The 11,986-nt window shown below is 72.5% G+C and carries 11 protein-coding genes; 6 read left to right on the forward strand and 5 right to left on the reverse strand.

Going from position 1 to position 11,986, the window contains the following annotated elements; translation table 11 throughout:
- Window positions 1-91: 91 nt before the first annotated feature.
- The 3 genes from ACZ4VK_RS22315 to pdhA are packed head-to-tail and all read right to left on the reverse strand — an operon-like array spanning window position 92 to window position 3,724.
- Window positions 92-1,516 carry a dihydrolipoamide acetyltransferase family protein gene (locus ACZ4VK_RS22315; protein ID WP_468355314.1) on the reverse strand — a complete coding sequence of 475 codons (1,425 nt, stop codon included), beginning with the start codon at window positions 1,514-1,516 and terminating at the stop codon, window positions 92-94.
- 31 nt (window positions 1,517-1,547) lie between these two features.
- Complete coding sequence (locus ACZ4VK_RS22320; protein WP_468354563.1) at window positions 1,548-2,528, reverse strand: alpha-ketoacid dehydrogenase subunit beta; 981 nt, start codon at window positions 2,526-2,528, stop codon at window positions 1,548-1,550.
- A gap of 2 nt (window positions 2,529-2,530) precedes the next feature.
- A complete protein-coding gene (gene pdhA, locus ACZ4VK_RS22325; protein WP_468354566.1) occupies window positions 2,531-3,724 on the reverse strand; it encodes a pyruvate dehydrogenase (acetyl-transferring) E1 component subunit alpha in 1,194 nt (397 codons plus the stop codon).
- A 343-nt stretch (window positions 3,725-4,067) separates the two neighbouring features.
- Here pdhA and ACZ4VK_RS22330 point away from each other — a divergent pair, with 343 nt between their 5' ends.
- The 3 genes from ACZ4VK_RS22330 (at window position 4,068) to ACZ4VK_RS22340 (ending at window position 6,532) form a co-directional block, all read left to right on the forward strand.
- The gene (locus ACZ4VK_RS22330) at window positions 4,068-4,727 is read left to right on the forward strand and encodes a response regulator (protein WP_468354569.1); all 660 of its coding nucleotides are present in this window, start codon (window positions 4,068-4,070) and stop codon (window positions 4,725-4,727) included.
- Window positions 4,728-4,903: 176 nt separating this feature from the next.
- Window positions 4,904-5,356 (forward strand): pyridoxamine 5'-phosphate oxidase family protein, encoded by a 453-nt coding sequence (locus ACZ4VK_RS22335; protein WP_468354572.1) that lies wholly within the window; start codon window positions 4,904-4,906, stop codon window positions 5,354-5,356.
- Window positions 5,357-5,503: 147 nt separating this feature from the next.
- The gene (locus tag ACZ4VK_RS22340) at window positions 5,504-6,532 is read left to right on the forward strand and encodes a phosphotransferase (RefSeq protein WP_468355317.1); all 1,029 of its coding nucleotides are present in this window, start codon (window positions 5,504-5,506) and stop codon (window positions 6,530-6,532) included.
- 67 nt (window positions 6,533-6,599) lie between these two features.
- On the opposite strand, the gene ACZ4VK_RS22345 is transcribed toward ACZ4VK_RS22340, so the two are convergent.
- Window positions 6,600-8,237, reverse strand: coding sequence for a protein kinase domain-containing protein (locus ACZ4VK_RS22345; protein ID WP_468354574.1), 1,638 nt, complete (start codon window positions 8,235-8,237; stop codon window positions 6,600-6,602).
- Between the two features lie 275 nt (window positions 8,238-8,512).
- Between ACZ4VK_RS22345 and ACZ4VK_RS22350 the strand changes: the two genes are divergently transcribed.
- Window positions 8,513-10,162 carry a protein kinase domain-containing protein gene (locus ACZ4VK_RS22350; protein WP_468354577.1) on the forward strand — a complete coding sequence of 550 codons (1,650 nt, stop codon included), beginning with the start codon at window positions 8,513-8,515 and terminating at the stop codon, window positions 10,160-10,162.
- 114 nt (window positions 10,163-10,276) lie between these two features.
- On the opposite strand, the gene ACZ4VK_RS22355 is transcribed toward ACZ4VK_RS22350, so the two are convergent.
- Window positions 10,277-10,597 (reverse strand): hypothetical protein, encoded by a 321-nt coding sequence (locus tag ACZ4VK_RS22355; protein WP_468354580.1) that lies wholly within the window; start codon window positions 10,595-10,597, stop codon window positions 10,277-10,279.
- 346 nt (window positions 10,598-10,943) lie between these two features.
- Here ACZ4VK_RS22355 and ACZ4VK_RS22360 point away from each other — a divergent pair, with 346 nt between their 5' ends.
- The gene (locus ACZ4VK_RS22360) at window positions 10,944-11,111 is read left to right on the forward strand and encodes a hypothetical protein (RefSeq protein WP_468354582.1); all 168 of its coding nucleotides are present in this window, start codon (window positions 10,944-10,946) and stop codon (window positions 11,109-11,111) included.
- A gap of 94 nt (window positions 11,112-11,205) precedes the next feature.
- The gene (locus ACZ4VK_RS22365; protein WP_468354585.1) at window positions 11,206-11,889 is read left to right on the forward strand and encodes a PadR family transcriptional regulator; all 684 of its coding nucleotides are present in this window, start codon (window positions 11,206-11,208) and stop codon (window positions 11,887-11,889) included.
- The last annotated feature ends 97 nt before the right edge of the window (window positions 11,890-11,986 follow it).

Genomic DNA, 11,986 nt, shown 5'->3' on the forward strand with positions numbered 1-11,986 from the left:
GCGCACAGCTTAGATACAACAGAGGTGCAACAGGCAGGCCCGTCCGCGATGCGGACGGGCCTGTTTCACGTGAAACGGTCCGATCGGGGCGTTACGCCCAGGTGATCAGACGCTTCGGCTGCTCCAGGATCGCGGCGACATCCGCGAGGAACTTGGAGCCGAGCTCGCCGTCGACCAGGCGGTGGTCGAAGGAGAGGGCCAGCGTGGTGACCTGGCGCGGCTTCACCTTGCCCTTGTGGACCCACGGCTGGAGCTTGATCGCACCGACCGCGAGGATCGCGGACTCGCCGGGGTTCAGGATGGGCGTACCGGTGTCGACGCCGAAGACGCCGACGTTGGTGATGGTGAAGGTGCCGCCCTGCATCGCCGCCGGGGTCGTCTTCCCGTCGCGGGCGGTGGAGACCAGCTCGCTCAGGGACGCCGAGAGCTCGGGCAGGGTCTGTGCGTGCGCGTCCTTGATGTTCGGCACGAGCAGACCGCGCGGGGTCGCCGCGGCGATGCCCAGGTTCACGTAGTGCTTGAGGACGATCTCCTGCGCCGCCTCGTCCCAGGCCGCGTTGATCTCCGGGTTGCGCTTGACCGCGACCAGGACGGCCTTGGCGATGAGGAGCAGCGGGTTGACCCGCAGGCCCGCCATGTCCTTGTCGGACTTGAGCTCCTCGACCAGCTTCATCGTGCGCGTGATGTCGAAGGTCACGAACTCGGTGACGTGCGGGGCGGTGAAGGCCGAGCCGACCATCGCCGCCGCCGTGGCCTTCCGTACGCCCTTGACGGGCACACGGGTCTCCCGGGCATCGGTCGAGACGGGAGGCGCGGGCGCCACGGCCTGAGCCGGGGCCGGAGCCACGGCCGGAGCCGGGGCCTCGACGGTCGGCGCGGGCGCCGGAGCGGCCGCCGCGTGGACGTCCTCGCGGGTGATGATGCCGTCCGGGCCGGTCGGGGTGACCGTCGCCAGATCGACACCGAGGTCCTTCGCGAGCTTCCGGACCGGCGGCTTGGCCAGCGGCCGGGCACCGGCCGGGCCGTGCCCGTTGAGCTGCTCAGGTACGGAGACGGCGACGGGCGCGGGCACGGCCTGGGCCGTACCGGAAGCCGCCTGTGCCGGGGCCGCCTGGGTCGTCGCGCCCGCCGGTGACTTGCGCGCGCGGCGCTTCGTGGAGCTCGCGGCCACGCCGTAGCCGACGAGGACCGGCTGACGGGCCTGCGGCGCGTCCTCCTCCTCGACCGGCGCGGGCGCGGGGGCGGCGGCCGGAGCGGCCTCCGCCACCGGGGCGGCCGGGGCCTCGACGGGCCCGCCGCCGACGTTCACCGAGATGATGACCTGGCCGACGTCGACCGTCGTCCCCTCGGGGAAGCACAGCTCGTGGACCGTGCCGTCGAAGGGGATCGGCAGCTCGACCGCGGCCTTGGCCGTCTCGACCTCGCACACGACCTGCCCGTCGGTGACGGTGTCACCCGGCTGGACGTACCACTTGAGGATCTCGGCCTCGGTCAGGCCCTCGCCCACATCGGGCATCTTGAATTCGCGGATCGTCACGGTGCTCTCCTCAGTACGCCAGCGAGCGGTCGACGGCGTCGAGCACGCGATCGAGACCCGGGAGGTACTCCTCCTCCAGGCGCGCCGGCGGGTACGGCGCGTGGTAGCCGCCGACCCGCAGGACGGGCGCCTCCAGGTGGTAGAAGCACCGCTCGGTGATCCGGGCGGCGATCTCCGCACCGGAGCCGAAGAAGACGGGCGCCTCGTGGACGACGACCAGGCGGCGGGTCTTCTCGACCGAGGCCTGGATGGTGTCGAAGTCGAGCGGGGAGATCGAGCGCAGGTCCACGACCTCGATCGACTTGCCCTCCCCGGCCGCGGCGGCGGCCACCTCCAGACAGGTCTTCACCATCGGGCCGTAGGCGGCGAGGGTGAGATCCGTGCCCTCGCGGGCGACGCGGGCCTTGTGCAGCTCGCCGGGGATGGCCTCCGTGTCGACCTCTCCCTTGTCCCAGTAGCGGCGCTTGGGCTCGAAGAAGATGACCGGGTCGTCGCTCTGGATCGCCTGCTGCAGCATCCAGTAGGCGTCGGAGGGGGTCGCGGGGGTGACGACCTTGAGGCCCGCGACGTGCGCGAAGAGCGACTCGGGGGACTCGGAGTGGTGCTCGACGGCACCGATGCCGCCGCCGTACGGGATGCGGATGACGACCGGCATCTTCACCGTGCCGAGCGACCGGGCCCGCATCTTCGCCAGCTGGGTGACGATCTGGTCGTACGCCGGGAAGACGAAGCCGTCGAACTGGATCTCCACGACCGGCCGGTAGCCGCGCAGCGCGAGGCCGATCGCGGTGCCGACGATGCCGGACTCGGCGAGCGGGGTGTCGACGACCCGGTCCTCGCCGAAGTCCTTCTGCAGGCCGTCGGTGATCCGGAAGACTCCGCCGAGCTTGCCGACGTCCAGGCCCATGATGACGACCTTGGGGTCGGTCTCCAGGGCCTTGCGCAGCGACTCGTTGAGCGCCTTCGCGAGAGGAAGATTCTGAACAGCCATGATTACTCGTCCTCTCCGCCCTCGAAGGACGCCTGGAAGGCGGCGAACTGCGCGCGCTCCTCGTCGACGAGCGCGTGCCCGTCCGCGTACGTGTGGTCGAAGATCGCCATGTGCTCCGGGACGGGCATGGCGCGGACGACCTCACGGACGTGCTTGCCGAGCTCCTCGCTCTCCGTCTCCAGCTCCTCGAAGAAGGCCGCGTCGGCGTGGCCCTCGTTCTCCAGGTACGCCCTGAGCCGCAGGATCGGGTCCTTGGCCTCCCACTCCTCGCGCTCCGCGTCACGGCGGTAGCGGGTCGGGTCGTCGGAGGTGGTGTGCGCGGCCATGCGGTAGGTGAACGCCTCGATGAGCGTCGGGCCCTCGCCGCGACGGGCGCGCTCGAGCGCCGACCGGGTCACGGCCAGACACGCCAGGACGTCGTTGCCGTCGACGCGGACGCCGGGGAAACCGAAGCCGCGGGCGCGCTGGTAGAGCGGGACGCGGGTCTGCTTCTCGATGGGCTCGGAGATGGCCCACTGGTTGTTCTGGCAGAAGAACACGACGGGGGCGTTGTAGACCGCGGAGAAGACGAACGCCTCGTTGACGTCTCCCTGGCTGGAGGCGCCGTCACCGAAGTACGCGAGCACGGCGGAATCCGCGCCGTCCTTGGCGATGCCCATGGCATAACCCGTGGCGTGCAGGGTCTGCGAACCGAGAACGATCGTGTACAGGTGGAAATTGTTGCTGTTGGGATCCCAGCCGCCGTTGTTCACACCGCGGAACATTCCCAGCAGATTCGTCGGGTGGACGCCGCGGACCCACGCGACACCGTGTTCGCGATAGGTGGGAAAGACGTAGTCGTCGTCCCGCAGGGCGCGGCCGGAACCGATCTGTGCCGCCTCCTGGCCGAGCAGCGAGGCCCACAGGCCCAGCTCGCCCTGACGCTGCAGCGAGGTGGCCTCGGCGTCGAAACGACGCGTGAGCACCATGTCGCGGTAGAGACCGCGCAGCTCCTCGGCGCTCAGGTCGATGTCGTAGTCGGGGTGCTGGACGCGCTCTCCCTCGGGCGTCAGCAGCTGGACGAGCTCGGGCTCCGTGGCTTCCGCCCCGGCGCGCGCGCTGGTCTTCTTGGTGGTGCTCGTGCTCGCGCTTGCGGTGCGCTTGGTGCCGCTGCTGCGTCGCGTCGTCTTGCGCGCGGCAGTGCTCTCCACGGTCACGTGCGTGCTCCTCCGTCGGTCCGGCCCCCGGGTTCGCCGGGCAAGGCCAGTGCGGCTCTCCGCCTTATCCGTACCCTTCGCACGGGGTGGGTGCGACGCGGCCGGGGTCGGGCGTGACAGGTGCCCCGGCGAGCGCCCTGTCATAGGCACGTTACCCACAGCGTGGCATTACCGCGAAACCCCACTTGACCTGCGATTTTGCTTGGATTTCCAAGTAAATCGAGAAAAGCGGGAACAGCGGCTGGTCAGCGCGTCGGCAACGGCCGAGAGGGCCGCCGGAACAACCGGCACGTTATCCCGCGCACCCCGGGCACGGGAAGAGCCAATATGTGAGACTGACCGGGTGCGCGAAGAAGGAAAAATCCGGGTATTTCTGCTGGACGACCATGAAGTGGTCCGGCGCGGCGTCCACGAGCTGCTCTCCGTGGAGGACGACATCGAGGTGGTCGGCGAGGCCGGGACGGCGGCGGACGCGCTGGTCAGGATCCCCGCGACCCGCCCCGACGTCGCGGTGCTCGACGTCCGGCTGCCCGACGGCAGCGGGGTCGAGGTGTGCCGCGAGATCCGCTCGCAGGACGACGGCATCAGGTGCCTGATGCTCACCTCGTACGCGGACGACGAGGCGCTCTTCGACGCGATCATGGCCGGGGCCTCGGGTTACGTCCTCAAGGCCATCCGGGGCAACGAACTCCTGAACGCGGTACGGGACGTGGCGGCCGGCAAGTCGCTGCTGGACCCGGTGGCGACGGCCCGCGTCCTGGAGCGGCTGCGCGACGGCAACAACCCGAAGCGCGACGACAAGCTCGCCCATCTGACGGAGCAGGAGCGCAAGATCCTGGACCTGATCGGCGAGGGCCTGACCAACCGGGTCATCGGCGAGCGGCTCCACCTCGCGGAGAAGACCATCAAGAACTACGTCTCCAGCCTGCTGTCGAAGCTGGGCATGGAGCGACGCTCGCAGGCGGCCGCGTATGTGGCACGGCTGCAGGTGGAGCGCCGCTGAGGACCGCGGGGGCCGACCGCGTGCCCGTGCCGGCCGGTCTGCCGCTCCGACCGCCGCCCGTGCGTCACCCGTACGGGCCAGAGCGCGCCGGGCGCCGGGGTTCGGGACCTACGTCCCGTGAATCCGGGGCGGGGGCCCCTTTTCCGACACGGCGGCGGTGGCGGAGAGTGGAGATCATGTCCACCGACGAGATCCGCGCCATCGAGCTGCTCCGCCGTGTGTCGTACGGCCGGGTGGCGACGAGCATGCGGGCGATGCCGTTCGTCGCCCCCGCCCGGCACATCGTCGTCGACGGGCGGGTCCTGCTCCGGATGCACCAGGGGCTCGGCTACCACCGCGCCTGCGACGGCGGTGTCGTCGCCTACGGCGCGGACAACCTCAACTCCGGCGCCGGGAACCTGTGGTCCGTGCAGTTCACCGGCACCGCCGAGATCGTCGAACCGACAGAGGACGAGCTCGCCGCCTTCGGGCCCGAGCCGGAGGCGGTGGACGGCGAGGCCTTCGCGCCGGTCTACATGCGGATCGAACCGCAGTTCGTGACGGTGCACGCGCTCGACTACGCGAGCGAGACCCCGGTGGCCGGCCCCGCCGCCCCCTCCGTGCGGCGACATCTCCACCACGTAGCGTGATCTAACATCTGGCGGGTGCCGCGCTCATCTGAAACGCTCACCCCGCCGGCTGCCCCGCTCGCCCCACCGGCCGAGCCCGACGCCCACCCCACGAGCACCGGGCCCGTAGGCGCCTCCGCCCCGCGCGCCGCCGCTCCCGCCGCCCCCCTGGCCGCTCCCGCCCCGCCCCTCGGCGCCCTGCTGCGCCGTCATCGGCATGCCGGTGAGGCCCTGTCCTGCGTGCCCGTCGCCGAAGGGCTGCTCAACCGGGGCTTCCGGCTCTCCACCACCCGCGGCACCTACTTCCTGAAGCAGCACCTGGACGCCCCCACCGCCGACCGCGTCACCATCGCCCGCCAGCACCGCGCCACCCACCGGCTGCACGCCCTCGGGCTGCCCGTCGCGCCCCCGCTGCCCGACGCCACCGGCCGCACGGTCGCCGTCATCGGCGGCCACTGCTACGCCCTGCACCCCTGGATCGACGGCCGCCACCGGGACGGTGCCCAGCTCTCCGCCGACTGCTCCCGGCGCCTCGGCACGCTGCTCGGGCAGGTCCACACGGCCCTGGACCGGGTCATGGAGCCTTCGGGACCCGAGGGCACGCCCGGCGCCGCCGACGACGGCGTCTGCGCGAGCGCCGACCTCCAGGACACCTTCCGGGCCATCGACGAACTGATCCGCCTCGCCCGCGCGCACCGCCCCCGTGACAGCTTCGACGCGCTCGCCGAGCACCGGCTCAAGGAGCGGCGCCGGCTGCTCGCCCAGCACGCCCACCACCGGCCGCCGCCCGCGGCGGCAGCCGGCTGGGTGCACGGCGACTTCCACCCGCTGAACCTGCTCTACCGGGGCGCGGAGCCCGCCGCGATCGTCGACTGGGACCGCCTGGGGGTCCGCCCCAGGGCGGAAGAGGCGGTCAGGGCCGCCGCCATCTTCTTCGTACGGCCCGGGGGCGAGCTGGCCCTGGACAAGGTCCGGGCGTACGCGCGCGCGTACCGCCGGGCGACCGGCGCCGACCGCGCCGAACTGGCGGCGGCGGCGCACCGGGTGTGGTGGGAGCGCCTGAACGACTTCTGGACGCTGCGCTGGCGCTACCAGCTGCACGACCGAAGGGCCGACCCGCAGTTTCCCGCGGTGTCGGCCCTGGCGGTCTGGTGGACCCGTGAGTACGCGTCGGTACGCGACGCGTTCACCGGCTGAACGGCCGGCGCCGCCCGGTCGTCGGCGCGGCCCGGCCACCGGCGCGCCGCCCGTCGTCGGACGCGCGTCAGCCGATCACGGGGTCGGCGTCCCCCGGCGGTGTCGTGCCCGGGTTGCCGTTGCCCCCGGTCGGCTCGCCGCCGCCCGTCGTCTCACCACCGGTCGGCTCGCCGCCACCGGTCGTCTCACCGTCCGTCGGCTCGTCCGTGGGCGTCGGCGAGTCCGTGGGGTCGGTCGGCGGCGTGGTCGTCGGCTCGGTCGGCTCCTGCGACGACGGCGTGGTCGAGGGCGCCGTCGGCTCGTACGACGTCGCCGGCGGCCACGGGTTCTGCGGCTGGCCGCCGCCCGTCGTGCTCTGGTCCTGCGTCGGCTCCTGGGTGGTCTCCTGCGAAGGAGTCGGCTCCTCGGAGACCGTCGGCGGGGAGCTGCTGACGGTCGGCGGGATGACGCCCGTGTCCCCGCCCTTGTTACCCGTCTGGTCGAGGGCGAAGACGACACCGGCGACGACCGCGATCACCGCGAGCGCGGCGAACAGCCAGACCTTGCCGCGGCCGGGCCTGCCGCCGCCCTGCTGGCCGTAGCCGCCGTCCGGGCCGTAGCCGCCGTTGCCGACCGTCCCGGCGTCGTAGCCGCCGTACCCGCCGTCGTCCGGGTTGACCGGCGGAAGGATCGGGCGCTGCGCGGTCTCGCCGTGCGTCGGGTGGCCCATGGCGGTCGTCGCGGCCATGCCGCCGACCGGCGTGTGCCCGCCCTCGTGCATCTCGACCGGCCCGGTGTTCCAGGTGCCGGTGTGGCCGCCCTGCTGCTGGAGCATCTGGAGGCCGTACTGGATGAGGCCGCGCATCTCCTCGGCGCTCTGGAACCGGTCGTCCGGGTCCTTCGCGAGCGAGCGCATCACCAGGCCGTCGAGCTCCGGCGGCGCGCCCTGCGCCACGTCGGACGGCGGGATCGGCGCGTCCTGGACGTGCTGGTACACGACGGACAGCGGGGTCTCGCCGGTGAACGGGGGCCGCAGCGCGAGGAGCTCGTAGAGGAGGCAGCCCGTCGCGTACAGGTCGGAGCGGTGGTCGACGGCCTTGCCGAGCGCCTGCTCGGGGGAGAGGTACTGCGGGGTGCCCATGACCATGCCGGTCTGGGTCATCGTCGACTGCGCGCCGTGCAGCGCGCGGGCGATGCCGAAGTCCATGACCTTGACGGCGCCGCCGTGGGTGATGATCACGTTCGCCGGCTTGATGTCGCGGTGCACGATGCCGTGCTGGTGCGAGTAGGCCAGCGCCTCCAGGACTCCGGAGACGATGATGAGGGCCTGCTCGGGCCCGGGGGCCTCGGCGCTGAGCAGCAGTTCGCGGATGGTGCGGCCCTCGACCAGCTCCATCACGATGTACGGCACGGGCCGGCCGGCCACGAGGTCCTCGCCGGAGTCGTACACGGCGACGATGGCGTGGTGGTTGAGCCCGGCGACGGACTGCGCCTCGCGGGTGAAGCGGGCCTTGGAGACGGGGTCCTCGGCGAGATCGGCGCGCAGCAGCTTCACGGCGACCGTGCGGCCGAGCCGTACGTCCTCGGCGGCGAAGACCTCCGCCATGCCGCCGCGGCCGAGACGGTGGGTCAGCCGGTAGCGGCCGTCGCCGACGACGCCGCCGACGCCCCATGACTCCGCTGACGCGTCCGGCACACCGCCACCTGATCCGGATTCGGGTGCCATCAGTCCTCGCCGTCGTCTGTCGTGCCGTGTCCAGTCGTCACGCTACAGGCTCCGTACGACACCACGGTCCGAGATGGACCGGCCATCCAACCCCGTACATGTACACCTGTGCAAATTCGACGCTTTACACCGCGACTCCCGAAGCGGTTCCCGTGCGGGGGCCTGTGCGGAGGGTCACGGAACGGGCACCCGGCTTGACGTGTCACTGCCCTCGGGCAGACTTGGCCAGTAAATTCCGGATCAACGCCGCCACGCGCGCGTAGGGGGAAGCACAGATGAGCCAGGACGGCGCACAGGGCCGCTATGCGGGCGGTTCGGTCGCGGGCGGCCGGTACCAGCTGCGCGACCTTCTCGGTGAGGGCGGCATGGCGTCGGTGTACCTGGCCTACGACAGCGCCCTCGACCGGCAGGTCGCGATCAAGACGCTGCACACCGAGCTCGGCCGGGAGCAGTCGTTCCGCGAGCGCTTCCGGCGCGAGGCGCAGGCGGTCGCGAAGCTGTCGCACACCAATATCGTCTCGGTCTTCGACACGGGCGAGGACACCCTCGACGGCGCGGTCATGCCGTACATCGTCATGGAGTACGTGGAGGGGCAGCCGCTCGGCTCGGTCCTCGCATCGGACGTCCAGCAGTACGGGGCGATGCCGGCCGACAAGGCGCTGAAGGTCACGGCCGACGTGCTCGCCGCCCTCGAGGTCAGTCACGAGATGGGCCTGGTCCACCGCGACATCAAGCCGGGCAACGTGATGACGACCAAGCGCGGCGTGGTCAAGGTCATGGACTTCGGCATCGCGCGCGCCATGCAGTCCGGGGTCACGTCGATGACGCAGACCGGCATGGTCGTCGGCACCCCGCAGTACCTCTCGCCCGAGCAGGCCCTCGGCCGTGCGGTGGACGCCCGGTCCGACCTCTATTCGGTCGGCATCATGCTCTTCCAGCTGCTTACGGGCCGCCTCCCCTTCGACGCCGACTCCGCCCTTGCCATCGCGTACGCGCATGTACAGGAGGAGCCGGTCGCTCCGTCGACCGTCAACCGGGCGGTGACGCCGGCGATGGACGCGCTCGTCGCCCGCGCGCTGCGAAAGAACCCGAACGAGCGGTTCCCGAGCGCGGCGGCGATGCGCGACGAGTGCCTGCGGGTGCTCTCGGCCGGTCAGACCGGCGCCCCGATGATCGTCCAGGGCGGCCCGGTCAGCAGCGGCGCGGGCGTCGGCTCGGCGGTCTTCCCGCCCGTCGGCCAGACCCCGCCGCCTCCGCAGCCCGGCCCGCACGGGGTGCAGCAGCCCTATCAGACGGGGCCGTACGGTCCGGCGACCCCGGCCCCCGCCCCGTCGTACGGCTACCCGCAGCAGGCGCCGACGCCCGCGCCGGCGTACCAGACCCAGGCCCCCGCGCCGTCGCCGTACCAGCAGGCCCCCACCCCCGCGCCGTACGCCCCGGCGCACACGCCCGCTCCGGCGCGCGGCGGGTCCCGGCGGAACACGCCGGTGCTCGTGGGCGCGATCGTCGTCGCCCTGCTCGCGATCGGCGGCGTGCTCGTGGCGTTCAACCAGAAGGACGAAGACCCGCAGGCGGGCGGCACCGGCGGCACGGGCACGGGCACGGAACAGAGTCAGACCGCGGCCCCCGGCCACAAGGGGCCGGACCTGACCAAGACCATCGACCCGAAGAAGTGCTCCCAGCCGACGGAGTCGAGCGACGACCCCGAGAAGTTCGAGGTCCCGAACTTCACGTACAAGAACATCCAGTCGGTGAAGGCCTGTGTCCAGGCGGCCGGGTGGAAGATCATGACGCAGCGGCCCGTGGACGAGGCGACCTACGGCGAGGGCACGGTCCTCGAGCAGTATCCGCCGGCCGGTGAGGACATCACCGCCGCCGACGCCGAGTTCACCCTCACCATTTCGACGGGCAACCCGCCGCAGTAGTCCTGACGCCCCCTCCGGCTCTCCGCTACGCCGACCGACCCCGTCCCGGATGCCGGACTCCTCCCGTCATGTGACGCTGAGTCGACCATCTCGGCGGCTCGGTACGGGAGGGGGTCACCCGGTGACTCCAGCACTCCGCAGGGCACGGGCGCGGGCTCTCGGCCCCGCGCTCACCTGCGTGTTCGCCTGCGCGTGCACGTTGTACGCCGCGCCCCTCGGGCACGGACAGGGCTCGGCGTACGGGGTGGAGGCGCCCGGCACCCCGGGGGGCGGGGTGGAGGCGCCCGGCGCGCCGGCGGGCGGTGTGGGGGCGCCCGGCGCCCCGGCCGGCGCCACGACCCCGCCGCCCGCGACCGGCACCGCCCCGGCGCCCTCGTCCTCCCCGGCGACCCCTTCGCCCTCCTCCCCGCTCCCCTCGTCCCCCTTGTCAGGCACGCCCTCTGGGACCTTCGGGCCGTCCCGCTCGCCGTCCGCGTCCGCGTCTCCGGTGCGGCCCGCCGGTTCCGGCACGCCACCGCCCCCGGCGCCCGCACCGACCGGCACCGGGTCGCCCACGCCTTCCGCTTCGAGCGCCGAGCCCACCGACGCCCCCGCCCCCAGCGACTCCGCCTCGCTCGCGGGCCGGCCCGCCGGTGAGGGACGGACCCGGCCCGGGCGACCCGTCCCGCCCAGTGCGACGGAGACCTCTCCCGACGACTCTCGTACCGAAACGGCAACAGAGCCGCCTTCCTCCAAGGCCGAAGACGAGGAGGCCGAAGCGGTACGCGAGGAGGACCCGGTCGTGACGGAGGTGGCGCCGGCCAGCCGGCCGGGCGCCGCGTCGCGCAGCGCGGCCGAGGCCGCTCCCGACCTCGTCCACCAGCGGATTCCCGTGATGACCCTGGGAGTGGGGCTGTCCCTGATGGGGCTCGGGATCGGTTTTCTCGGGATGCGGATGCGCCGCCGCTGAGCCGTCCGCCGGCCCGGGTCCCCCTTGAGGCGGACCTGCCGCTTCCGTCTCAGGACGGTTGTCCGGCTCGGCATACCCGGTATACATACTGAGTATGTCGATCCGCCACGGGCTTCTCGCCCTCCTCGAACGCGGCCCTCGGTACGGCTCCCAGCTCCGTACGGAGTTCGAGTCCCGCACCGGCTCCACCTGGCCGCTCAACGTCGGCCAGGTCTACACGACCCTCAGCCGGCTTGAGCGCGACGGCATGGTCGCCCAGGACGGCGCGGACGCGTCCGGGCACGCCCTCTACGCGATCACCGACAGCGGCCGCGACGAGCTCAGGACCTGGTTCGGGAAGCCGGTGGACCGCACCAGCCCCGCCCGTGACGAACTGGCCATCAAGCTCGCCATGGCGGTGGGCGCCCCCGGCGTCGACATCCGCGACGTCATCCAGTCCCAGCGCCGCCACACCGTGAAGGCGATGCAGGACTACACCCGTCTCAAGGCCCAGGCCCTCGTCGCCGTCGAGAGCGGCACCGCCCGCGAACGGGACGACGTGGCCTGGCTGCTCGTCCTCGAGCAGCTGATCTTCCAGACCGAGGCCGAGGCGCGCTGGCTGGACCACTGCGAGTCCCGGCTGATCCGGCTGTCGGCGACGGCCACGACGGCCGGGCCCGCTTCGGACGCGCCGCCCGCCGCGACGCCCACGCCCGTGCCCGGCTCCGCGTCCACGCCCGCGTCCGCTCCCGCTCAGCAGGACGCCGGGGCCGCCGGGCCCGTGACCGGGGCGCGCTGACTTCGGGCGCGCGCCCCACCCCGTACCGCTGACGCACGACCTTTCCACCGCTCGTTCCCGTGCCCGGCCGACCGCCGTGTACGTCCAAGGGGGGACC

It is taken from the genome of Streptomyces sp. NPDC028711 (genome assembly GCF_055565415.1).